This is a genomic window from Pedobacter rhizosphaerae (assembly GCF_900111155.1).
Taxonomy (GTDB): domain Bacteria; phylum Bacteroidota; class Bacteroidia; order Sphingobacteriales; family Sphingobacteriaceae; genus Pedobacter; species Pedobacter rhizosphaerae.
Genome location: NZ_FOGG01000022.1, coordinates 1 through 23,768, shown reverse-complemented (window position 1 = coordinate 23,768; position 23,768 = coordinate 1). Strand labels below are relative to the sequence as shown.

General features: G+C 40.0%; 17 protein-coding genes and 1 riboswitch. Of the genes, 4 read left to right on the top strand and 13 right to left on the bottom strand.

The window, feature by feature from the left end:
* Positions 1 to 2: 2 nt before the first annotated feature.
* From BMX11_RS16575 to BMX11_RS16535, 9 genes are all read right to left on the bottom strand, one after another.
* Positions 3 to 2,771 carry a TonB-dependent receptor gene (locus tag BMX11_RS16575; protein ID WP_090886277.1) on the bottom strand — a complete coding sequence of 923 codons (2,769 nt, stop codon included), beginning with the start codon at positions 2,769 to 2,771 and terminating at the stop codon, positions 3 to 5.
* Between the two features lie 103 nt (positions 2,772 to 2,874).
* Positions 2,875 to 3,837 carry a cytochrome-c peroxidase gene (locus tag BMX11_RS16570; protein ID WP_090886274.1) on the bottom strand — a complete coding sequence of 321 codons (963 nt, stop codon included), beginning with the start codon at positions 3,835 to 3,837 and terminating at the stop codon, positions 2,875 to 2,877.
* A gap of 210 nt (positions 3,838 to 4,047) precedes the next feature.
* Entirely contained in the window at positions 4,048 to 4,686 is a 639-nt protein-coding gene (locus BMX11_RS16565; RefSeq protein ID WP_090886272.1) for a YceI family protein, read from the bottom strand.
* A 29-nt stretch (positions 4,687 to 4,715) separates the two neighbouring features.
* Positions 4,716 to 6,035, bottom strand: coding sequence for a peroxiredoxin family protein (locus tag BMX11_RS16560; RefSeq protein ID WP_090886270.1), 1,320 nt, complete (start codon positions 6,033 to 6,035; stop codon positions 4,716 to 4,718).
* A gap of 80 nt (positions 6,036 to 6,115) precedes the next feature.
* On the bottom strand, positions 6,116 to 7,414 hold the full coding sequence (locus BMX11_RS16555; protein ID WP_090886348.1) for a peroxiredoxin family protein: 1,299 nt from the start codon (positions 7,412 to 7,414) through the stop codon (positions 6,116 to 6,118).
* Between the two features lie 160 nt (positions 7,415 to 7,574).
* Positions 7,575 to 7,672, bottom strand: a riboswitch (SAM riboswitch).
* A 588-nt stretch (positions 7,673 to 8,260) separates the two neighbouring features.
* Positions 8,261 to 9,337, bottom strand: a complete 1,077-nt coding sequence (locus BMX11_RS16550; RefSeq protein ID WP_090886268.1) for a phytase — start codon at positions 9,335 to 9,337, stop codon at positions 8,261 to 8,263.
* 2 nt (positions 9,338 to 9,339) lie between these two features.
* Entirely contained in the window at positions 9,340 to 10,599 is a 1,260-nt protein-coding gene (locus tag BMX11_RS16545) for a hypothetical protein (RefSeq protein ID WP_090886266.1), read from the bottom strand.
* Between the two features lie 23 nt (positions 10,600 to 10,622).
* Complete coding sequence (locus BMX11_RS16540; RefSeq protein WP_090886264.1) at positions 10,623 to 13,400, bottom strand: TonB-dependent receptor; 2,778 nt, start codon at positions 13,398 to 13,400, stop codon at positions 10,623 to 10,625.
* A 262-nt stretch (positions 13,401 to 13,662) separates the two neighbouring features.
* The gene (locus BMX11_RS16535; RefSeq protein ID WP_090886261.1) at positions 13,663 to 15,267 is read right to left on the bottom strand and encodes a tetratricopeptide repeat protein; all 1,605 of its coding nucleotides are present in this window, start codon (positions 15,265 to 15,267) and stop codon (positions 13,663 to 13,665) included.
* 590 nt (positions 15,268 to 15,857) lie between these two features.
* Here BMX11_RS16535 and BMX11_RS16530 point away from each other — a divergent pair.
* From BMX11_RS16530 to BMX11_RS16520, 3 genes are all read left to right on the top strand, one after another.
* On the top strand, positions 15,858 to 16,460 hold the full coding sequence (locus BMX11_RS16530) for an FMN-dependent NADH-azoreductase (protein ID WP_090886259.1): 603 nt from the start codon (positions 15,858 to 15,860) through the stop codon (positions 16,458 to 16,460).
* Positions 16,461 to 16,741: 281 nt separating this feature from the next.
* Positions 16,742 to 17,929: a helix-turn-helix domain-containing protein gene (locus tag BMX11_RS16525; RefSeq protein ID WP_175474594.1), complete on the top strand. Its 1,188-nt coding sequence runs from the start codon at positions 16,742 to 16,744 to the stop codon at positions 17,927 to 17,929.
* Between the two features lie 415 nt (positions 17,930 to 18,344).
* Positions 18,345 to 19,007: a Crp/Fnr family transcriptional regulator gene (locus tag BMX11_RS16520; RefSeq protein ID WP_175474593.1), complete on the top strand. Its 663-nt coding sequence runs from the start codon at positions 18,345 to 18,347 to the stop codon at positions 19,005 to 19,007.
* Positions 19,008 to 19,016: 9 nt separating this feature from the next.
* On the opposite strand, the gene BMX11_RS16515 is transcribed toward BMX11_RS16520, so the two are convergent.
* From BMX11_RS16515 to BMX11_RS16505, 3 genes are all read right to left on the bottom strand, one after another.
* Positions 19,017 to 19,898, bottom strand: coding sequence for an ATP-grasp domain-containing protein (locus BMX11_RS16515; protein WP_090886254.1), 882 nt, complete (start codon positions 19,896 to 19,898; stop codon positions 19,017 to 19,019).
* Positions 19,899 to 19,926: 28 nt separating this feature from the next.
* Positions 19,927 to 20,415, bottom strand: a complete 489-nt coding sequence (locus tag BMX11_RS16510) for a hypothetical protein (RefSeq protein WP_090886252.1) — start codon at positions 20,413 to 20,415, stop codon at positions 19,927 to 19,929.
* Between the two features lie 191 nt (positions 20,416 to 20,606).
* Entirely contained in the window at positions 20,607 to 22,478 is a 1,872-nt protein-coding gene (locus tag BMX11_RS16505) for a chloride channel protein (protein WP_090886250.1), read from the bottom strand.
* A 186-nt stretch (positions 22,479 to 22,664) separates the two neighbouring features.
* Between BMX11_RS16505 and BMX11_RS16500 the strand changes: the two genes are divergently transcribed.
* On the top strand, positions 22,665 to 23,363 hold the full coding sequence (locus BMX11_RS16500) for a Crp/Fnr family transcriptional regulator (RefSeq protein ID WP_090886248.1): 699 nt from the start codon (positions 22,665 to 22,667) through the stop codon (positions 23,361 to 23,363).
* A 188-nt stretch (positions 23,364 to 23,551) separates the two neighbouring features.
* Here BMX11_RS16500 and BMX11_RS16495 read toward each other — a convergent pair.
* Positions 23,552 to 23,768: ATP-binding protein (locus tag BMX11_RS16495; protein WP_175474522.1), on the bottom strand; the 217-nt coding region annotated here is incomplete at its 5' end.

The window sequence follows — 23,768 nt, the reverse complement described above, 5'->3', positions numbered from 1 at the left end:
TATTATTTAAAATTCGCCGCAATGCGGATAAAGGGTTGGATTCCGGTGCTGGTGCCCGATTGAGCGGCACTAGGTGAAGGTGTTCTGGTTATATTACTTCCGGGTGCAGGAATGGCATAATCGCCCTGAACATTAAACAGATTATTTACTCCTAGGGTGGCATTCAGCACTGGTGTAATCTGGTAACCTGCAGAAATATCGGTAATCCAGATTGGACTATACGTTTGGTAATAATAATCGGGCTTAGGGAAGTTAGCATTTAGCTGGCTTACAGAGGTTACCGAACCAAAATATACCCCACGAACCAGGAAGTTAAACTTATTTAAATTATAAGTTCCTTGAAGCGTAACTTTCGTTTGAGGGATACTGGAAGTAACACGTGCCTGCTCGCTTTCATCAAAGATAATGTAGCGATAAGCCTCTAGTCCCTTAGGGGTATTTACCTTGGTTAAAGTTGTTTTTTGAAGGTTTGCTCCGGCAAGGAAAGCCACATTTCCACCGTTAGGGAGTAAAAACCGATAGCTACCGGTAAACTCTATCCCTTTGGTTCTGGTGCTAAATGAATTGTAAAAGAATTTGGCTTGTACCGTACCTGTCTGAACAAAAAGTGCACGCACATCTGCCGGAAGGTTCGTATCCGTTGCCGAAAAACGCCCGGTATTCCCTACCCTATCTTTGATGTCTACCTGATACGCATCTACGGTAATTTCTACGTTTTGTATCGGTTGAGAAGTGATCCCTGCAGAATAACCTTTAGACCTTTCCGGTTGTAACGATGGAATGCCCAAAGCTTTAGTCGCTGGATTTACATTATTTGCCGTAACCTGATCTATCGCTACTCCATTTTGAAATGTAGTAGAGGTTTCTGTATAATAAAATTGCGCCAGATCCGGAGCCCTAAAGCCTGTATTAAAACCACCACGAACGGCCAGCCATTTTGCAAAACCATACCTGGTGGCTGCTTTATAAGTAGTTACACTTCCAAAATCCGAATAATTTTCCACCCTTAGCGCTCCTGAAAGTAACCACTTGTCGGTTACATTTAGCTCTACATCAGCATAAGCTGCAGAAATAGACCTGTTTACGTTAACTTCATTGGATGGGCGGAAACCTGCATGGATTTGTGAACCTGGAGAAAGACCGTTTAGTGGTGTACTTCCAGATGTTACCAGATATGGTATGCCCCCAGTGGTATAGGCAACGGTATAAATGGGACTTAAATCCGCTTTAGAATAAGAGCCTTCTTCTCCTGCAATAATTTGATAGGTTTCTACCCGGTATTGTCCCCCAAAAGCAACGTTTAATCCATGAAGCACTTTATCAAACTTACGTGAAAGATCTACGCTTCCGCTGTTTTGTGAAGCATTGTAACTCCCTGCATTAAAAGTTCTAGGCGTTTTTTGGCCCAAACTGGCATTTAAAGTGTTACTGATAATATTATCGAAAGCATTTCTGCCATAAACATTAGATACATCAATGTTCCATCCACGGATTTTTCCTTTTACACCAACGGCAAAAGATTGATCGGTAATGATATTGTCCATAGCAGGAAGAAATCCATCTGGATAAACGAAGGTATTATTGCGTTCAGTCCATCCCGGAAGGCGGTACACGGCAGTAAACTGCGAATTTCTGTGACTTATCCCTCCAAAGGAATAGATTTCAAAGCCTTCTTTTAAAGGAATAGCGGCATTAAACGATAGTAATCCATCTTTTGATTTATTGGTAGATCCTCTCTGATCGAAGTGATGGCGGTCAATTCCTCTACTGGCGATAATCGCATCGTCAATTTCTTTAGTATAGATTTGATCAAATCCCCTGGTATTGGCACCACCACCATATGCAGGACCTATATATATCCCATCAGTATCATTTCCAACAGGAAGCGACACGCCTTGCGTAGCATATTCTCCTGTAATATTTAAAAAGCCTTTTGAACCCAATTTTAAACCGATATTGGCATTGGTTCTGGTCGTTAAACCGTCTCCTCTTCTGCGGATACTCTCTACAGTGCTCAAGTTCACCTCTTCCGAATTATTTTTGAGTACCACATTGATTACCCCCGCAATGGCATCTGAACCGTATTGTGCCGCAGCACCATCACGCAGGATTTCAATTCTGTCGATAGCTCCTACTGGAATGGAGTTTAAATCATATCCCGTAGCACCATTCCCTAATCCACCCCAGCTGATATTCGAACTTTTATGTCTTCTTTTTCCGTTTACCAATACCAGCACCTGGTCTACTCCGAGCCCCTTAAGCTGTACCGTGGAAGTTGCCGAAGCGGCATCGCCTCCCCCAGATACTGAAGAGTGAAAAGAAGGTGAAACATATTGCAATAACTGCGTAACGCTGGCCTGCGGCGAATTTTGCTGCAATGCCTTCAGGTTAATAATGTCGACAGGTACCGGCGAATTTAATTTGGTGCGATTAGCGTTACGTGAACCTACGATTTGCAATTCAGTTAGCGTATTATCGGCTTCCTCAAGTGACACATCAAATTTAGTATTGGTGCCAATTTCGATCACTAAAGACTTATAACCAATGTAGGAAATTTCCAGATAGCGGCCATTGCGCGTTGAAATTTTGAATTTTCCGTCTTTATCTGTTACGGTAGAGCCTTCCAGCCCTTTAATCCTTACAGAAACTCCTGGTAGCGGCTGTTTGTCATCTGCTGATGTAACAACACCGGTAATGCTACGCTGCTGTGCCAGCAGTTGGGCACTAACCACCAGAAATAACAATAGTATTGATAGTATTTTTATTTTCATATTTACCTTTTGGAATAAGCAAAACGAGGTCTGTCCAGCCCTGTTTGGGGTAGAAAAGACATGTTTTGCCTGATGTTTTTAGTTGTTTATTTGGTTTTACACATTACTTCTGGGCAGTTTTTAAAAACCGGTCGTCGGTAAGTGATAGCAGGAAGGCTTCTAAATCAGTGATTTCACTTTCAGAAAGCCCCAATGGCTTATTTAAGGATAAATCTCTGTTCTTGCCATTTTTGATTACAGCATCGGGATCATTATAATACCTGATGACCTCTTTTAAGGTTTTAAACATCCCGTTGTGCATGTAGGGTGCAGTTAAGCCCACATTTCGCAAACCTGGAATTTTAAAATGTCCTTTATGTTCAGGCTCTTTTGTCACATCAAACCGACCTTGATCTTTCAGCTCTGCATCGTTAAACAGGCCAATTCCTTTGAAACGATCGGCCGTAAAGTCTTCTCCTGAATGGCAGTTATTACAGTTTGCTTTACCAATAAATAATAATCTTCCCCGCTTAGCATTTTCAGAGATGGCATTATCATCGCCATTGATATAACGGTCGTAAGGGCTATTGGCCGTTTCGAGCGTACGTTCAAATGCAGCAATGGCTTGAAGCAGGTTTTTCTGTGTAGGTGCCGAGCCAAATATCTTTTGAAAGAGTGCTGCATACACCTCATCTTTATTTAAACGATCAATAGCTTGTGCAATTGGCAGGTCCATTTCTACAGGGTTGATAATGGGCTGTAAAGCCTGATCCTCTAAAGAATTTACCCTACCATCCCAAAATAGATTCGGCCTCCCCGATAAATTAGTAACGGATGGAGAATTTCGGGTTCCCTTTTTCCCACCTACGCCAATGCTTACCATTGCGGTATCGGCGAAGGCAAACTCAGGACGATGACACGATGCACAACTAACGGTTTTATCTTTTGAAAGGATCGGATCAAAGAACAGCTTTTCGCCTAAACGTTCTTTAGAATTGATGTTTTCCGGATCGTCTGCGCCAAATCCAGCCATGAGTATGGTTACAACAGAGAGGCTAAAGAAAATTTTGATCTTGTTTCTGCTCATTAGAAAATAGGATATAGGTGGATAGGATTATAGAAGAGGCTGTACCATAAATTAAACTTGTCATCCCGGGCCTCCAGATGTAAAATCGGGACAAGTTGTCGAAGGGTTTACATAAAGTGTATGTAAAGCGTTTCGACAGGCTCAACGTGACAACATTGAAGTGATTAATGATACAGTCCCCATCTAAATCAACATAACAAGAGAGAATTTTTAGTTATTGGCAACCAGTTGTACATTCAGGTCAAAATCATCATAGATGGTTTTGTCGCCCAGGTTTTCAAAGAAACTTTTAGATCTGAATTTAATATCGTACTTGGTTCTATCCACAGTTATTTTAGCATTGGCAATCACCTTGCTGCCTTCCTGTTTTACGGTTGCAGGAAAGCTAATTTCGTGTGTGATTCCTTTTATTGTCAGGTTACCCTTTACATTATAAGCACCTTTACCACTTGGGGTTACATTCGTAATTTTAAATAGCGCTTTACCATGCTTATCTACAGCGAAGAAATCATCTCCCTTAAGATGGCCGAGCAATTTTGCATTGGTTTCTTTATCGGCAACATCAGTAACCGTAATGGTTTTGGTATCCAATTCAAAGCTTCCACCTTTAAGCACGCCCTTATCTAAATCCAAAGAACCAGCACTTACATTAATGGTACCTGCATGTTCTCCGGTAACTTTTTTAGCTAACCAGGTTAGTTTACTTTGTTCGGCATTCACTTTGTAACTCACTACTTTTTTAAGCGTAACTACGGATACTTTAGCTTTTGGTTTCGGACCGTTCGGTGTACTTACAGCAGATAATAAGGCTACCGTTGCGGCTAGTGCAATTGTTTTGTACTGTAACATGATATATGGGGTTTGGTTTATGGGTTTATTTATTTTCCTGTGGCCTGAGCTTCGAAATAAGAGGCAGATGGTACGGGTTCGGCAATGAGCTCATCCAAAAGCTTGTTGAATTTTTTCTCATAGTCGTCGTAATATTTACCGGTAACCGTTCCGGTATAGCCCGTATATATTTCACGTACTTCTCCTTTTCTATCGATGATGATGGTAGTAGGGTACGCAATAAATTTGTTTAAGGCAGGCAGTTTGTCTGCTACCAAACGTTTATCTGCTAATCCTCCAAAAAGGATATCATACTTGATGTTGTACTTATCACGAAGCTTGCCTAATGTATATTTACCGTATTCCAGGTCATCCTTTTGCTCAAAGCCGATAGCAATGGCCTCTACTCCTCTTTTAGCATTTTTATTGAACCATGGAGAAAGGAAGATGGTTTGATCGGTACAATTTGGGCACCAGGTACCCACCAATTCTACGATAACCACTTTGCCTTTGTACTTATCATCCGTTAGGGAAACAGGTTTACCCGTCAAATCCGGAAAAGTAAAGGCTAATTTTTTAACTCCTTCTTTTAATGAGGTGATTTTATAAGGGTCTGGCAACTCTGCCTTAACGTCTTTTACACCTGTAAATTTCAGATTATCATAAATTCCCTGAGAAATTTCACCTGAAATGGTACCATCTTCGTTAATGGTTCCCTTATATATTTTCGGACTAGGGCCACTAAAACCAGAGAGCACAAATTGGTTGCCCTGAACAGTTCCTTCCAATTCGCGACTATCGCCGGTTACCTGCATAATTACACCAGTTAGTTTGTTTCCCTGTTGCTTTAATATAGCTACCTTATTGGGAACGGCCTCTTTAGAAAAGCCTTTAAATTCCCATTTTCCGGTTAAGTCTGCTGTTGGAGCAACGTCTTTTCCTGGCTCAACAAAGCGATAAGTTTTGCCTTGCTCTGCTGTAAAGGGAAGCGAATTACCTTTCAATCCGGGAACCAGACTTCTATATTCGCCAGAAATCCTGCCGTCGCTTTCAATTTTAGCCACTAAGGCCGCATCGTAGGTATTCATTTTAATGAAAAGAGAATCCTGACCGAGATAGCTGATGTGGAAATCGTCTCTGCGGGTTCCATTTAGTAAAGTAAAAGTAGCGTGTTCGGCATCCTTTCCTTTTAGCTCAAAGTTGAATGGAACTTCTGTTTCTGCAACTTTGAAAACGCCTCTCCAGATCCCCTCTTTGATAAATTTCTTAGCTTCTTTTGGCTTCTCATCTAATTTGTGTGCAGCTAAGGCTGATGTAGAAATCAGTGAGGCTACGGCCAAAACCTGAAATCTTGTAAAATAATTGCTCATCGTTTTAGTTTTTTAGTGTAGGTTGAAACACACCAGCACATTTTATTGCACTGGTGTAAGTTTAGTTTGTGGTTTAGTATTTATTTACCGTTTTCGGTCTTGGTAGAAGCCAGTTGTGGTACTGGTTCAGCAATAAGTTCATCTAATACCTTGTTGAACTTTGCTTCATAATCATTAAAGTATTTGCCTGTTACCGTTCCGGTGTATCCGGTATAAATTTCCCTTACCTCTCCTTTTCTATCAATGATGATAGTGGTTGGAAAAGCAATAAATTTATTTAAGGCGGCCAGCTTTTCGGCAACTACTTTTTTATCGGCAATACCACCGAAAAGGATATCGTAGGTGATGTCATATTTATCTCTCAGTTTACCGAGTGTATATTTGGCATATTCGAGGTCATCTTTTTGCTCGAAACCGATGGCGATAGCTTCTACACCGCGTTTTTGGTTCTTTTTAAACCAGGGAGATAAAAAAACAGTTTGATCGGTACAGTTTGGGCACCAGGTGCCAATGGTTTCTATAATCACCACTTTGCCCTTGTATTTATCATCGCTAAGCGAAACTGGTTTTCCATTCAGATCCGGGAAGGTAAAATCTAATTTCTTATAGCCTTCTTTTAAAAAGGTGAGTTTATATGGATCAGGGAGTTCTGCCTGTTCATTCCGTTGTCCGTCAAATTTCAGGTTTTTATAAATCCCGAAACCCTGCTCACCTGTGATGCTATTGTCATCGTTGATTTTACCCCTTACAATAAAAGGGCTAGGGCCTGTAAATCCCGAAAGTTCAAATTCATCGCCCTGTACAGTGCCTTCTAATTCGCGGGTATCGCCTACTACGGTCATAATCACGCCCGTAAGTTTGTTTCCATTTTGTTTTAATAAGGCAATAGAGGCAGGAACAGCTTCCTTCGTGTAGGTTTTGATTTCCCATTTCCCTGAGATGTCATGTTTAGGTGCAACATTCTTTCCTGGCTCTACAAAGCGGTAGTTCTTGCCGTACTCTGCTACAAACGGAAGAGAATTACCTCTAAAGCCAGGCACCAAACTGCGATATTCACCACTTAATGTACCATCGGCCTCTACCTTCGCCACCAGTGCTGCATCATAGGTATTCATCTTTACGTAGATAGAGTCATCCCCTCTACGCTCGACATGAAAATCATCTCTGCGAGAACCGTTTAAGAGCGTTAATACCGCACTTTTTGAATCTTTACCTTTAAACTCAAAATTAAAAGGTACCTGCGATTCGCTTACCTTAAATACACCCCGCCAGATTCCCTCTTTAGGGAAAGGTTTAGGGCCGTTTGCAAAGGCTGATCCGCCTAACAACACCACCGAGGTTGCCAGGCATGCAATTTTGGAGTAAATTGAAGTTTTCATAATCATCGTTATTAATTAAAAACACTATTGGTTTTAGGTTTTAAATAACTGTAAACCTTCAGGCAAGAAATTTAACCCATATCGAAACACTCCGGTGCAGCAGAGCAATTGTGACATTGGAAAATCCTTAACAGAAACTTGTGTTTACTGGTTATCGGTTAATTTATAATCTATTGCTAGATCAGTTTGAGCACTTTTTCCTATGGAAAGTTGCTAGAAGTTCAACGAGAACTGACTCTCCCTTCTTCTGTATAAATCAACTAATTAATGGTGGTGAATTAATTAGAGTAATAACCTAAACTAGTGGTGGTGATTAGTTAGGCGGTTCCTGATACCCCGGCAACTTATTTCCAAAATACATGACCACCATAATATTCTCTCCACTTGTCCCGGGGTACCAGGATTTTCAAATAAGAATTTGAACGAGAGAACCTTCGAAAAGGGGCGGACTATATTTCAGTTATAATTAGCGGCAACAGCAGTTGCACATGTCTGATAGAGAAATCAGAAAAGTGGGCTGTGGTTGTCTGCGGGATTTCATATTGAACGTATATTTGCTGGTGAATAATTATTATTTTTTTTGTAAAAGTATAAACTTCAATTAAATTAAACAAGTAATTCTATAGAATTAGTAGACTTATTTATTAAAACATTGATTTAGTGGTGATTAATTTTTATTTAAGGGGTTATACAAGGTTGATATTTATGCTTTTAGTTGCTCGGTTAACAACACTAAAAGAAAAGGAACATATAAATCTGGCTGGTGGGGACACCAGCCAGTAGAGGAAGTTTACTGGTCCGTGAGACACAAAATGCTGGTCCGTGAGACACGGACCAGGGGGGGATTTAAGGGTTGATGGTTAACTGTTTGCCAGCAATATCTTCCCAACGGTAAAAGTGAAAAGTCTTGTCGTCGCTCATGGCTACCAATAAACCATGCTTAAAATCAGAGTTCAATGGAACTGAAACGACATCAATACCATCGGTTTGATTAGCTGAATATTTAATGGTAGCTAAAAGTGGATGAGGATTAGCAATATTCGCCTTACCTACCCTATCGTAAACTTTTAACTGTTGTGCACCTTGATCGGATACTAAAACATAGCCTTTGTTTCCTGCAGTTTTATAAATTGCGATACCTTCATTATCTACGGAAAAATCTCCCTTTCCAAATAAAGCAAGCTCTTCATTTCCCTTACTCGGTTCTGCATAGTACTTGCGAACGCCTACCTGCTCATCACAGTAATAAACATAACCTAATTCATTATCCACGGCAATGGCCTCAATCTCCTTTTGGCCGCTGTACTTTCCAAACTTACGTACCAGCTCTGCTTTCACATTTCCCTCTCCATCATCAGTTAGCAAATACTGCCATAAATAACTTCCCTCTTTGGGTCCATTTTTACGTCCAACAATAGCGTAAATCTTACCGTTCGGATCGGTATACATCGCTATTCCCATTAAATCCCGATACTCTGCTCCTGTTTCGCCAACAAATACCGGAATCCCTCCGTTATCTACAGCTTTCATATCCGGCAGCGAGAAAATCCTCAGTTTGTGCGTATATCGTTCAGTAGTTACCGCTATATCTGTTTTTTTGCCACCAAGTAACAAGCCGTAGGCAATATCGACGTTATCAGGTCTTTTTAACCCTTTTATGGTTTTATTTTTAATGATCTTACCTTTCAAATCAAATACGTACAAGCCGCCATTCGTATCTTTATCGGTACCAATTACCAAAGATTGAGCTGCATCCTGAGGGTTGACCCAAATCGCGGGATCATCGGTATCAAAATCTACAGGCTCTGATACATAAAGTGGTTTAATGGTATTTGAATCTTTCTGTGCTGTTCCGCCATTACATGAAATGGTCAGACTAATAACCGCCAGTGCAACCAAATTGATAATATACTTATTCTTCATTGTTATATTTTAGTTCCGTATGCACCTACAAAGGTTGATGGCTGAGGTGAGGTATAGGTAATTCCGTTTTTCATCACAATGCCAGCCTGGTGGTGACGGGTAAAGTTGGTGATTCCTTTACCTAAAGCGGGTGAATTACCCTGCAAATGAAAATCCCATGAGGTATTGAAATCAGCATTGCTTACAGCTGTATTTAACGGATAATTTACGAATTTAGGATCATTTACGCCCGCTACATTGCTTATGATATCGTTTTTACCACCAACAATATCGCCAGTTGGCTGAAACTGATTTACTGTGGTTTGGTCATAGCCATAATACCAGTTATTACTGTAAACCGAACGGCTATCTTCGGGTTTCTTTGGATCTCTTTTTACACCAAAACGGGTATTGGCGAAAAGATTGTTATATAAATCTGCACGAACCGTACTTTCTAACCAGATTGATCCACCTTTGGCAGTTGGTCTTCTCCATCCCGTATTCACCAGGGTGTTATTGTAGGCAATAATATAGGTTTGTGGTGTTTTATCGCCACTGTTAGACAACTTCAAGGCATTGGTATTGGTACTGTAAACCAAATTATAAGCGATATCTGCCAAACAACCTGATTTAAAGTTCATCGCCTCTCCCCCGGTTACTCCGGTGGTATAAAAAACATTATTGGCAAAAATGATCTTCCCGCCCTCTATGTAAGTACAATCTTCCTGGAAATTTCTGATCACACTGTTTTGAACCACTAATCTACCACTAGCATTGGCAAACCAAAGGGCAGGTAAATTTTCGCCCGCAACGGCTTTATAAAGTCCCATTTTTACCGAAGTGGAAGCATCAGAAGTGGTAGAACCACCGTATTCTAAAATCGCATGATCGAGTACCAGGTCTTCGCAGGTTGGTCCGGCCAATATTCCTCCCCAAAGCTTTCCAAATTTCTTAGCCGGGGTTTTATAAAATTCGTTCACGGTAAATTTGATTGGGTTTTCGGCAGTTCCCAGCGCATAGAGATTTCCTTTCACAATAATCTCAGGTTTGGCAAGCGTATCCATTAAGATGGTTACCCCCTCTTCTATGGTTAGGGATTTTCCTTGCGGAATAACAATATCGCCCTTTATTACCTGCGTACTTCCCTTTGCCCAAACACCAGATACTTCGCCTATGGCAGCACCATCTACAGCAGACGTATCTACATTAATATTTGCCTTTTCACATCCTGCCAAAACGATCAGGGAAAGGATCATTAAACTAAAAAACTGTCTCGTTTTCATGTCTTTATTTTTTAAAATTTCGATTAATTAAACTTATATCTGAAGCCGATCAGGTAATTCTGGCCGTAGTAGTCGCTTCTAACCAGAGTACGCCCATCTTTCACTAAATCCTCTTTAATTTTATCGTTCTCCGGATTGGTACCTTTTATAAATAATTTGGTTGGGGTATTCAGTATGTTATTCGCTTTGATAAAAACACTTAAGCCACTTTTAAAACGCTTCTCTGCTGATGCATCCATCTGAATGAAGCCTTCTTGCCATAAATCATTGTTTAAGAATTGAGAAACCGTATTAATCCTTGGACCAGTATAAGCACCTGCAACCTGAATATCTAACCGTTTTTTAGTATCCTTAAAGAGTAGAGATAGATTGGCAATATGCTCTGATTGTCCGTAAAGCGGACGCTCCTGATCTACAGAAATGGCCTGAATATCGCCAGTAGTTGGGTTAATGGTTCTGGTGGTTTTAGGTGTGGTAATGCGAGAGTGTGTGTAGGTATAGTTCGCCTTGATACCGATTTTGCTAAAATATTTGATATAATCTACCTCTGCTCCATAGTTATTTGCAGTACCGAAATTGCCTGGTGTGTAGTATATATCTTGTCCACGGGTAGCATCAGCCTGGAAAGTATATTCAATAGGATCTTTAATTCGTTTATAAAAAGTACCCACCAACAATTGTTCTGAGGCACCAGGGAAAAGTTCATACCTCAAATCGAAGTTATCGGCCAGTGCACGCTTTAAATTTGGATTTCCACGTTCCTGGAATTCTTCATTGATTACTTTTCCAGGTACAATTTCATAAAATCCCGGACGATTAAGCGCGCGGTAATAAGAAGCGTGTAATTGCGCTTTATCGGTTAAAAAATACTTTCCCGTTAAGCTGGGTAAAACATCTGTATAAATCTGCTTACCGTTTGGAGCACTTTCTCCTGCCGGAAAGAGTAGATTATATCCCTGATTAGTATGCTCTACTCTCACACCCCCAATTAACTCTAACTTGCTGGAATTGTACTTAAACATACCATAACCTGCACCTATTTTTTCTGTTGCATCATAAGTTAAAGGATTAGCTACAGCACCTGTTGGATTGGTAACCACCAAATTTAAATCGGTATAATTTTGAAAATCGATACCATAAACATCATTTGCATCAGCGGCATTCGGCGCTAAGGTATAGTTGTTGAAGAAACTACTTCTCTGTTTATCGCGGTATAAACCTCCAGCCATCACATCCAACTTATCCTTTCCTAGCGAAATGCGATAAGTAAGGTCTAAATAACCTGCTAAATCTTCATCGGTATTGCGTTCCCATCTTCTGTTTACAGGAGCGGTATTCACCAGGCTCAGTCGTTTACGCTGAAAATTCTGTTCAATCCCGTTTAAGCTAATACTGGTATTTTCAGGAACATCATTTTTAGCCGATGAGTAAACTGCAGACCATTGAACCTTAAATTTATCGTCGAAGAATTTGTGATCACCGTGCAAGGTACTGTTATAAATCTGTTGTTCTGTTAAACGGCTACGAGTATTGTAAACCAATTCTGCATTTCCCAAAGTGGGATTATAAACACCATTAAAAGTGGTAGTTACGGCATCCCTCAGTTGCTGGTTCTTCAGGTTAACGTATACATTATAAAGCGTAAGCTGATGGTTTTTATTGAATGCATAATCAATTTTACTGTGCAAGCCTGTTCGTTGCTGCTGCTCAGAAAATTCTCTGTAACTTTTATTCGTAATAACCGAATAGGCATCTGTTCCGTTAACGGCTGTATTGTAGAATGTACTGTTGCTGCCGCGATAAGTATTTTGGTAACTTCCGGCCAACACTACCCCCAGTCTATTATCTAAAAACCTTTGGCTTACAGATAAACTTCCAATTAAGTTCGGCGCAGGGTTTTTATACTTGTAATCCAGTGTTCCTGCTGTAAAATCATTTTGTGTGGCGTTGTAGCTCCTTCCGTTGATTTCGTAAGGCGATTTAAAGTTAATTCCTGACGATTTAAAACTGGCGAAACTGCGATTAAAAAACAACTGGTTATAACCCGAAGACACATTAGCATTCACCTGAAACTTACCGGGTGCATTCTTCATCACCATATTAACCGCTCCGCCTATCGCATCGCCTTCGAGGTTGGGCGTAAGTGTTTTATAAACTTCTAAACGATCCAGAAGGTCTGATGGGAAAAGGTCTAATGGTACGTAACGGTACTTATTATCAGGACTTGGAATTTTCACTCCATTTACCAGCGTATAATTGTAGCGTTTATCCATTCCTCTCAAAATGGCATACTGCCCGTCGCCATTGCTGTTGCGTTCTAATGAAACTCCCGAAACCCTTTGCATTACATTGGCCACAGTTAAATCCGGAGAAATCTCAATTGACCTTCCTGATATGATATTCATCAACTGGGTAGCGTTTTTTTCTAATCGACGGGCTCCCTGATCTGTCGAACTCACCGAATTTGATTTAATGGTTACATCGTCAAGACTGGTGGCATCACTCTCTAAGTAAAACTTTAAGTGATCGTTATCATCCTTTTCTACCACAAAGGTTTTAACAATGGTTTTGTAAGTAATGTAGCTTACAGTTACAGTAGCTTTTCCTACGCTTAAACCTTTAAATTCAAAGGTTCCATCTAAGCCAGTATTGGTAATCCGACGGGGATTTTCAAGAACCACGGTGGCCCCTACTATGGCTTCTCCGGTCTGCTTATCGTAAACATGACCTTTTATTTTTGCAGCATTGGCTGTGCCTGCACAAAAAAGAAGTAAAAAAAGAATTTGTAAAAGTTTGTTCATTGCGTTTGGTAATGTCTTTTATTTATCGACGGAGCAAAGGTGTGTACATCAATCCATACGAATGAAATCTTTGGGGTTACATAAAGGCAACAGCGTTACCACAACCATAGACCAAAAAGCAACAACACATATCAAGACTCTGAAAATCAGATAAATAAAACAATAAAAAAGCGCCGTTATGCTTTTATTACCGTTACATTAACAAATTGTTAAGCACTTAAAACCATCAAAAATTTAGCTTTTAAACCTGCCGATTTAACGCTTATAGGGTTTGAATAAAAGCAGATAAATTATCACCTTGTGCGAGATTTAGTTTTTTCCGCAGCCTGTATCTGGATACCCTCAGGCTATCGGTAGATATACCCAGTAAAGTGGCAATATCTCCTGAATCGAGATTCATTTTAAGCAATGCGATCAGGCGCATATCTGCCGAAGTTAACTCCTGACTATAGGTTTTGAGGTTTTCTAAAAACTGATGATGAACCTGTTCAAAGGCCAATGTAAATTCCTTCCAATTACGTTCATGATTAAAGCTCTGATTGATTTCGGTCAAAATTTGATTCATCTGTTTTTTCTGATCCCGCTTATCGTCCTTTACCATGGCTTGCAGTGTATTTCTGAGATTCTCGAGAAATTGATTATGCTTGATCAGATTGAGCGTATGCGTGGATAATTCCCTGCTTTTAACCTCCAGTAATTGTTTTAAACCCTGCTCCTCTAACTGCAGGTTTTTAAGCGCTAAACTGGTCATATCATGTTCAATATCCTTTTGCCTGGCCAGCATCTGCTGATCTTTAAGCTTTAAACGTTGCCTGCTAAAAACGACAAAACCTAAAAGCACAAGCAGGATAATGACTATAGCTGCTGAAAAGGCTATTATACCATTGATCTTCCTATCATTTTGCAGCTTGTTTATCTCATCAGATTTTTTATTTATGTCGTAAAGTACCTGTAAAAATGCTGCTTGCCTCGCACCATCCTCTGAATATAGATCTAGCGTATATTTATAACCCAGTTTTACATAATGATAAGCACTGTCCATTCTATTCATCAACTCGTAGGCCTTCCCTAAATCTCTGCAACACGAAGCCAGCTGATAGATATTGCCTAACTTTTCAGCCAGTTTCATGGCAGCCTCAGTTTTAGCCACACTCTCCTGGTAATGGCCGGTTTTGCGCAACACATCACCCAAATTATTGATCACTTCTATACTGGCAAGGTCATTTTTATCAAGCTGATATAAGTCTAAAGAACGCTGAAAATTGACCTGAGCTGAATCATACTTTTCTAAATCTTCATAAATACTCCCCAGATTCTCATATATCTTCGCTGCCGCGCTATGGTCATTATTTTGCTCATTTATTTTCAGGGCTAAGTTCTGATAATAAAAGGCGCTATCGTACTGTTGCTTCTTCTCGTAAAGCTGCCCGATATGGCCGTAAACATTTGCCTGACCGGTTAAATCGCTTGAATTTTTATAAATATGGAGGGCTGCCCGATAGCTATGCATTGCCTTATCATGCTGCTTCATGTAATAGTAGAGGATACCTACATCAGTTAAGTTGGCGGCCATGCGTAATGGCTTTTTGGCTGTATTGAAAATCTGATCGGCCTTTAAGAAAAACTCCAGCGACTGACTAAAATGTCCCTGCGCATAACACACTTTACCCATCTGCTGTAAACACTGGCCTTCTAAAAGCTCATCATTGCGCTCTATTGATTCTGCATATATTTTCTTTAAACGGACTAATGATTCCGTTGGGTTTTGTTGGTGGTTAGCCACAATCGACTCAAATTTCTCTTCCTGGGCATGCAGGCTTGAAACAAAAACGAAGGCAGATATCAGGGTAACTAAATATTTTAACATATTGAAAAGCCTGTAAATGGTACAAACTGAGGCAAAGTAAGCCGATGTATGTTAAGTTAAGGTTAAGAAAGAATAGAAGGGGGAATAATGGAAGATGGAAGGGATTGCAACATACCAAGTCCATCGCCCATCATTACACCCAAACATCTTACATCTAATGGAAGAGAGAATAATGGAAGATGGAAAGGGATTGCACTAAGCCAGACCATCGTCCATCATTACATCAAACCATCTTACATCTAATGGAAGAGGGAATAATGGAAGATGATAAGGGATTGCGACATACCAGGTCCATCGTCCATCATTACATCAAAACATCTTACATCTAATGGAAGAGGGAGAAATGGAAGATGGAAGGGATTGCGATAGGCCAGGTCCATCGTCCATCATTACATCAAAACATTTTACATCTTACATTTTACATCTTAAAAAACTAGCACTATCCCAAACGATAGTAGTATCCTCTGTGATAGTATCTAGGTGATCCAGATGAGCAGCCTTAATTTTGCGTAGGTTATTGTAATAGCGTAGAAAAACTCAGACGCTATCTGAAAAAATAGCCTTAAATCTTATTAAAAACAATTTAGACAATGAAAAAAGTACTTCATGTAATATCAAGCCCTAGAGGCGATGCTTCATTTAGCATAAAACTGGGCAATGCCATTATTGATAAAATTAAATCAGCATATCAAAATGTTGAAGTGGAAGAATTCAATCTTATTGAAAATAGCTTCCCACACCTGGAAGAGGCTCATTTAACTTCCTTTTTCACTCCAGTAGAAAGCAGAAATGAAGCACAGCTTGTGGCTGTAAGCCATTCAGATAATGCCATTCAACAAATAACTGATGCCGATATTATTGTCATTGGTGCCCCACTTTACAATTTTGGTATCCACTCTTCTTTAAAAGCATGGATTGATCATATAGCCAGAGCGGGCGTAACTTTTTCTTATAGCGAAAATGGTCCGGAAGGGCTTATTAAAGGTAAAAAAGTTTATATCGCGGTATCTTCAGGTGGGATTTATTCGGAAGGACCAGCTAAAGGCTTTGATTTTGTTGAGCCTTACTTACGATCAGTTTTAGGCTTCTTAGGCTTAACCGATATTACAGTATTCAGAATTGAAGGCACAGCGTTGCCTGGAAATACAGAAACAGCCGTAGAAAAAGGATTGAATAGTATTATTTTAAATTAGTATTGTGCAAGAAGACCAGGGGGGCAAAATAACCACCTTGGTCTTCTTACTTTCGCTGCTAATTTGGACCTATTACAGCATAGGATGTGTCCGGAAGTAACCGTTAAACACAGTAACAAACAACTCATAATCAAAAACTTAAACACTGTTATTGACTTAAGTTAAGGGGAAAATAAAATTGTGCAGAGCCAGTTTCAGGATAAAGCTTTATCTTGGCTTCAGATATGCAGTTGTTGAATCTATTGGTTAGTACCAGTTGTCTTTTCCTTCTTTTATTTTCCATGCATTTATTCTTCGCTAAAAAAGGGAATAAATTGCTTAATGTATTGCTTTCTTTAATATTTTTTTCACGTTTTGGGCAAATTGTAACCATAGTATTGGCTACTTCAGGCCAATCGAACTTTTTAAGCGTTGCTTTCCTGGCATTCACCCCCTTGTATTACGCCGCACCCGCTTGCTTCTATCTTTACATCTCCTGCATAATTGACGATAGAACTGAGCTTAAAAAATTGCAATGGCTTCATTTCATTCCTGCTTTATTAGCCATCATCCACGTTACGCCATGGCCAACGGCTACAGAAATAGACTGGAATTCCATCACCAGGCACTTGGCTGCTAAAGGATATTTCTCGCTAAAAGTAAGAAGCGGATTATTTCCTTCATCCTTCCATTATATACTCAGGCCCTTACTGGTTTTAAGCTACCTCACTTTAGCCTGGTTTAAATTACTGCGGTCGAAAACAGCTGAGTCTAAAAATCCAGATCAGAGCCAACGTTTCTGGATACTGTTTTTCCTGAGGACAGCAACATTTTTCCAAACCCTAAGCTTGGTTCCAGCGTTTTTAACTATGCTTCACATCCCCTATACCTTAACCTCATTTGTGATTGTCAATTGCCTTGCTCTTCTCGCGATTATCCTGTATACACTTCACAAACCGAATATTTTCTACGGGCATCTACTTGTAGCTGTAGATTGGAAAAAGAAGCCAGAGCCTTTAATACGCTTAACGGAAGATACAGGTAAGCAGCATGAAATTCGCTACATCGAAAAAGAGGAAAACGAAAAACCGTTAAGCAAACCAGGTAAAAAAGTTAAAATCCCGGCAAATCAATTAGCTGAATATTCATTTTCCATGAAAAAGCTAATGGAAGAGGCCGAGCTTTATCTGCTGCATGATTTTCAGATTATTGATCTCGCAGCGAAACTTGATATTCCCGTACACCATTGCTCCTACATTATCAATAACCATATCGGTAAAAATTTTCGCGATTGGATTAATGGATACCGGGTAAACTATTTTCTAAAGCAATACCCCATCAAGGGAGATAAAATCACTATTGAAGCCATAGCCAATGAATCTGGCTTTAAAAGTTTAGCCACCTTCTACAATGCTTTTAAAAAAGAGAAAGGCGCTATGCCTAGTCATTACCTCAATCAGGAAGAAAGTAGAAAGTTGTTGAATAAATGAATGAATGAGGGAGGGAGTGAATCACTGAGTGATTGAGTGGGTGAGTGAGTGATTGAATGAGTGATTGAATGAGTGAATGAGTGATTAGGCATCGTGCTTACTACTCGATAAGATGAAATAATTCCCTCATTCTATCATTCTCTCATTCAATAATTCTCTCATTCAATCCTTCTATCCTTCTCTCATTCTATCATTCTCTCATTCATTATTTCTATCATTCAATAATTCCCAAATTCTATAATTCGTAAATTAATTATTCTAACGGTTGAATGGTTAGAGGGAACTGTTATACACTTTTTACAGTGTTTAACATATTGAGGCTAATTTTACGGCAGTAGTGCAAAAGCTCTATCTGCCAATTATAGATAAGCTGTTGCAAAACTCTATCCCTATATTTATTGTCCTAATGCCTGAAATGAAACTTCATTCGCCGCTGCTTCCGCTATTTCAATACCTGGAGCAATTTCATCCCCTATCCAGAGAATTTATGGAGGCGCATGAGAAAAATTGCAAGTTAATCCGTGTTAAAAAATATAAGTATGTGCTCTCCCCGATAGACAATAATGCTTCACTGTATTTTTTAGTGAGTGGCATTGTTCGTGGGTTTATCAAAGAAGGAAAAAAAGATATTAGCACCTGGTTCAGTTTTGGGAACGAAGTAATTGGTGCCATCAGACATCCAATAGAGCACTCCAATCACTCCATGGAATATCTTCAGGCATTAGAAGACGCGGTGTTAATCTGCATTCCCTATACATTGATAGAGAATGCCTACCTCGCCTTTCCGGAAGCGAATCTGATTGGCAGAAAACTTCTAGCCTTGCATTATTATGCGGCATCAGAACGGTCTATTTTAGCCAGAATACCCAATGCATCAGATCGGTATCACAAGCTGGAAAACAGTAAGCAAGATTTTGACCGGATCCCTAAGCGGTATCTGGCCAGTTATGTAGGTGTACGTTTAGAAACTTTAAGTAGAATCAGGACTAAAGATGTAGAACAAGGGTTCAGTACAATTTCAAAAAAGCTGGAAACAGAAAGTCAGGTTTCAACTGAAGTAGTTTCGGCTTACGGCTAAAGAGAACAGTTACTTAGTTCTCTCAACTTGCTCTAGCAAAGCCCGATAATAACGTTCAACAGCCTGCTCGTGGTAAGAAAGATAAAGGAAGGGTTCGATCAGTTCCAGCTCCATTAGCATGAATTTACCCTTAACCATTAATCCATCTACGCGTGTATAAAGCGCATCTGGTGCAAAGGTAGCAGCCAGCTTACCCGCAATATCGATATAGGTTTGTTCGGGAAAAGCCACTTCAATGGTACCTCCAAAAATCTGCTGTACTCTAAAATCACCCGCTTTGGGTTTCTTAATAATAGTATGACTGTAGGTACCATTTAAAAAAATAAACGACCATTCGCCCTCCTGAATTTGTGGCATCAGAGGCTGCAGAATAAAATCCCCTGCCGAAACCAGCTCCACTACCTGGGCCTTATTTTCATTTGCAAGACTTTTATCAAGTATTAATGTATTCTTTGATCCACCACTGATGCAAGGCTTGATAATGAGTTGATCTGCTCCTAACTGTTCAAAGAAAGGTTTTAAATCATCATTCCAGCCTTTTGCAATAAATATGGAAGGGATAATATCAAAACCTGCTGCAGCAACTTCCGATAGATAGTGTTTATCCATGTTCCACCTTACCAGTTCATAATCATTCAGGAGTTTTAGCTTCAGTGATTGAATCTTATCCAGCCAAAGGTTAAACTGCTCAAATTTCTCGTGGTAATCCCATGGTGTTTTTAATAATGCAATATCATACTTTGCCCAGTTAACCTCAGGATCATCCCATACTTCTGCAACAATATCCAATCCTTTCTGCTGCAAAAACGGCAATAGATCTTCGTTTTCATTAAAATTATTGGCAGTACCGTATTTTAAGGCTCCACTGTAGATTATGTAGGCAATCTTCATTCTTAACTATTTCTTTGTTTGATATTCACTACCACCTCAGGGAGGCTCCATAATAATCTTTTCGTTTCTTTCCTTTGGCCCTGAAAATAAAATCTTCGCTAAAATTATGATTGTATACACGGAAAGTGACAGGCCATTCATCCTGCAATAAGGAAACGACATACTTAGAAAAAATCTGCTCAAATGTTCTGAAGCTTACCTGTGCACTACAAACCACCATGAATTCGCTGTCAGATCGCATTACCACCTGCTCTATTAACTTGGGCCATCTGGCCATAATCTCTGCTGGTAAAGCATGGTAATGCTGCCGATCAATAAATGTTCCGGCACCAGAAACCAACGCAGCCGGGAGGCTTTCGCCAAGCACTTGTCGCCATTCTCCCCTCAGCTTGGCAATATTACCCAATAACTTATCTCCTTCAACCAACCTCCATGGCTCCTGTAATTCAAACTGGATTAGTTGTATTACACGGTCGGCACCACCTGGCGTTGGAAAGAAATAGTCTAACTCGATCATGGGAATGATAATTGGATGAACCACAAAACTAACAATAGTCAGCTAATAGCGGAGCAGGAAAATATCAACATCCGTAAATGAATGTAAAAGGCATTAATATAAAACAGATACCACCAATATCAAAATATACTGCCAACCTGAAGCACATTCAGGCTGGCAGTATTTCATATCACAGTAATTCAGAAACCGTTTCAGACTCTCCCGTCGGCCATCATTCTTTTTCCTTTAACGATAATTTTTTTAGCCTGCCTGTCGAGCAAAAGATTTCGTCCTGTTTTACTTTCCTTTTCGTGATTGATATTATACGCTTTGACAATATCTTTATAACTTAAAAGCCCTTCAAAAGTTACCCCATCTCTGTGATTTACAACCGGAAGAAAGTCGTTTTCTTCTTGAGACATGAGTGACAAAGCCTGTTTTAGATAGTCGTTGTTTTTCACTTCTCCTTTGGTAAACCTGGTAATGGTGATCACTCCCGCAGTAGCATCTACTGAAGGAGAAAACAGGTCTAAAATGGATATAGTGCCCAGATAGCTCCCTTTAGGGTCTCTTATTGCATATTGATTTTCCTTTGGCGGATGCGTTCCAAAGTATTTTCGAACTTCTGCAATGGTGTTATATGGACTGATAAACACCGGGTTATGATCCATCACCTCAGACACCCTTAATTTGAGCAACAAATCCGGCTCATAGCTATCTGGTGTATGCACTCCCCTTCGGGCAATCTTTTCGGTCATAATGGTATTCTTCATAAAAAATACCGAAATTAGATAGGCACCAGAACAAGCTCCCAGAAGTGGAAGCAAACCATTAATTTGCTGTGTAGATTCGAGCGCAAAAAGGATACTGGTTAGATAAGCCCTTGAGGCTCCGGCAAACATGGCAGACATACCCACCAGTGCCGACATGGACACACTGATGTCCAGGCCAGGAAAAAAAGAATGCAGCAAGTAACCAATTGCGGCACCACTTGCCCCACCAATGGTCATTAGGGGTGCAAGAGTTCCTCCAGAAGTTCCGCTACCTAGGGCTATGGCCCATGAAATAAATTTGAACAAGCACAAAGAAAGAATTACAGAAAGGGAGAGTTGTCCGCTTAGAAGCGAGATGATATTATCATACCCTACCCCTAATGTACGGGGCGCGAAATAGCCTACAATACCCACGGCCAATCCCCCAATGGCTGGCCACCACATCCAGTGGATTGGAATTTTCTCAAAAACATCTTCAATAAAATACACCATCTTAGTGAGTGCAAGAGAAGCTAAACCTACCAGAATTCCGATTAAACTATATATACCCAAAGCTGCATTTGATGGAGCCAAAAGTGTTGGCATAGGAAAAACTGGTCCTGATTCAAATAAAAGATGATGACCGGCAGCACCAGTAATACAGGCCAAAGCTACGGGAATGATAGATTTCGGGGAGAATTCAAACAACAATAGCTCTATGGCCAGAAAAACCGCTGCCAGAGGAGTACCGAATATTGCAGACATCCCGGCGGTAGCACCCGCAGCCAGTATAATTTTCCGTTCGTTGGCACTCACCGTAAACAGTTGCCCCAGTGTAGAACCCAATGCCCCACCTGTAGCAATGATGGGACCTTCAGCACCAAACGGCCCTCCCGTACCTATAGCAATGGCAGAAGAAACAGGCTTTAAAATCGCTATAGATGGTTTTATCTTGCTCTGATTGGTTAGCACTTGCTCCATAGCTTCTGGAATTCCATGCCCTCTAATTGCTTTAGAGCCGTAAAGTGCCATCAGACCGACAATCACGCCACCAATAACGGGAACAATCACCACTAATAACCCAAGGTGATTATTGGCGGGACTTTGGAAACTAAAATCAAATTGCTGATAGAAAGAAAGATTGGTGACTAAATTGATCAGTGAAACGAGAACCTTTGCAATAAGAGAGATACCCACAGCAACCCCAACCGATAACATAGAAATAAACAACAGGCGCTTTTTCGAACTCTTCTCTTTGTTCTTACCCATTTTAAATTTACCGAAAATACCCAGCGCCGGGGAAATCGGTATAATATTTTTTGTCTTACTCATTTTCTTTTTAGAATGCACAAAAGTAAAAATAAAAAACAGGAAATAAAAAATAAATATATTTTAAGCAATACTAAAATATAATTCAAACCAATATATATACATTAAAATATAATACAAACAATATAAAGATCAAATAAACAAAAATTAAATATAAGTTGTATTTTTGCGCTAAGTAAGATTCAACTGATGAAAGAGAGCAATAATGTGTGTGATGTAAAAAGTTGCTATTTGTGTAGTAACGTAATAGCAGACTGGCTGCCTGCAATTGCTCAGAAGAAGAAAAACTTCCAACTGAAAAAGGGGGAGCATTTGTTCAGTGAATCGGAGCCTGTAAGTGGCATATTTTTCGTTTATTCAGGAATAATCAAGGTCCATAAAAAGTGGGATCATGAAAAGGAGCTCATCATCAGATTTGCTAAGCCAGGAGATATTATCGGGCACCTGGGCTTGGGGAAAAATCCCACCTATCCTGTTTCAGCCACAGCCCTGGAGCAAGCTACCGTATGCTTTATTGATCTGGATTTTTTTAGATCGAGTTTAAAAGTAAATCCCGATCTCACCCACAAATTGATGGATTTCTTTGCCTCTGAGCTTCAGGAATCACACGAGCGCATGCGAAATCTGGCTCACATGTCGGTGAAAGGCAGAATTGCCAATGCCATACTCTCCCTCCAAACGCAATTTGGTGTGGATTCCGCAGGTGCGATTAATATCGACATTTCTCGCCAAGACATTTCTTCCTACTCTGGAACAACCTATGAAACCCTCTTCAAAATTTTTACAGAATTTACTAAAGCAGGGAAAATTGAAGCCAATGGTAGAAAAATTAGTGTGCTGGATACCGGTTTTCTTCAGGACATTGTGGCTGGGGATAATAGGAAGTGAGGGGCGTTGAGTGAGGTGAGTTTTTAATTGCTTAATTGTTGAATTGCTTAATTGCTGCCTGCAAATGTAGTCGGTAATATAGAATGCAGAGTTTTTGGTAATTAGGAATACAGTATTTTTGGCAAGAATGGTGCAGAGAAAATGGCACTAACAAATACAGAGTCCGATTCAAAAGTAGGTTAATATTTTTATGTTTCAAAGAAAGTTTTCCGGTTCTGTAACCTGAAACTTTCTCCGGTAAGGTTAACCACTTCACACTTAAAAAGCAACCTGTCTAGCAGTGCCGTAGCAATGACTTCATCCTCCAGCATTTTTGCCCATTCTGTTGGTTTTTTGTTCGTAGTAACTACAATTGAAGTTGACTCATAAACGTGGTTTATAAAGTTGAAAAAGGCCACTGCCATG

Bases quoted from the DNA above. Each gene is read 5' to 3' on its own strand.
- BMX11_RS16575 (WP_090886277.1), bottom strand. From the start codon at position 2,771: ATGAAAATAAAAATACTATCAATACTATTGTTATTTCTGGTGGTTAGT.
- BMX11_RS16570 (WP_090886274.1), bottom strand. From the start codon at position 3,837: ATGAGCAGAAACAAGATCAAAATTTTCTTTAGCCTCTCTGTTGTAACC.
- BMX11_RS16565 (WP_090886272.1), bottom strand. From the start codon at position 4,686: ATGTTACAGTACAAAACAATTGCACTAGCCGCAACGGTAGCCTTATTA.
- BMX11_RS16560 (WP_090886270.1), bottom strand. From the start codon at position 6,035: ATGAGCAATTATTTTACAAGATTTCAGGTTTTGGCCGTAGCCTCACTG.
- BMX11_RS16555 (WP_090886348.1), bottom strand. From the start codon at position 7,414: ATGAAAACTTCAATTTACTCCAAAATTGCATGCCTGGCAACCTCGGTG.
- BMX11_RS16550 (WP_090886268.1), bottom strand. From the start codon at position 9,337: ATGAAGAATAAGTATATTATCAATTTGGTTGCACTGGCGGTTATTAGT.
- BMX11_RS16545 (WP_090886266.1), bottom strand. From the start codon at position 10,599: ATGAAAACGAGACAGTTTTTTAGTTTAATGATCCTTTCCCTGATCGTT.
- BMX11_RS16540 (WP_090886264.1), bottom strand. From the start codon at position 13,400: ATGAACAAACTTTTACAAATTCTTTTTTTACTTCTTTTTTGTGCAGGC.
- BMX11_RS16535 (WP_090886261.1), bottom strand. From the start codon at position 15,267: ATGTTAAAATATTTAGTTACCCTGATATCTGCCTTCGTTTTTGTTTCA.
- BMX11_RS16530 (WP_090886259.1), top strand. From the start codon at position 15,858: ATGAAAAAAGTACTTCATGTAATATCAAGCCCTAGAGGCGATGCTTCA.
- BMX11_RS16525 (WP_175474594.1), top strand. From the start codon at position 16,742: ATGCATTTATTCTTCGCTAAAAAAGGGAATAAATTGCTTAATGTATTG.
- BMX11_RS16520 (WP_175474593.1), top strand. From the start codon at position 18,345: ATGAAACTTCATTCGCCGCTGCTTCCGCTATTTCAATACCTGGAGCAA.
- BMX11_RS16515 (WP_090886254.1), bottom strand. From the start codon at position 19,898: ATGAAGATTGCCTACATAATCTACAGTGGAGCCTTAAAATACGGTACT.
- BMX11_RS16510 (WP_090886252.1), bottom strand. From the start codon at position 20,415: ATGATCGAGTTAGACTATTTCTTTCCAACGCCAGGTGGTGCCGACCGT.
- BMX11_RS16505 (WP_090886250.1), bottom strand. From the start codon at position 22,478: ATGAGTAAGACAAAAAATATTATACCGATTTCCCCGGCGCTGGGTATT.
- BMX11_RS16500 (WP_090886248.1), top strand. From the start codon at position 22,665: ATGAAAGAGAGCAATAATGTGTGTGATGTAAAAAGTTGCTATTTGTGT.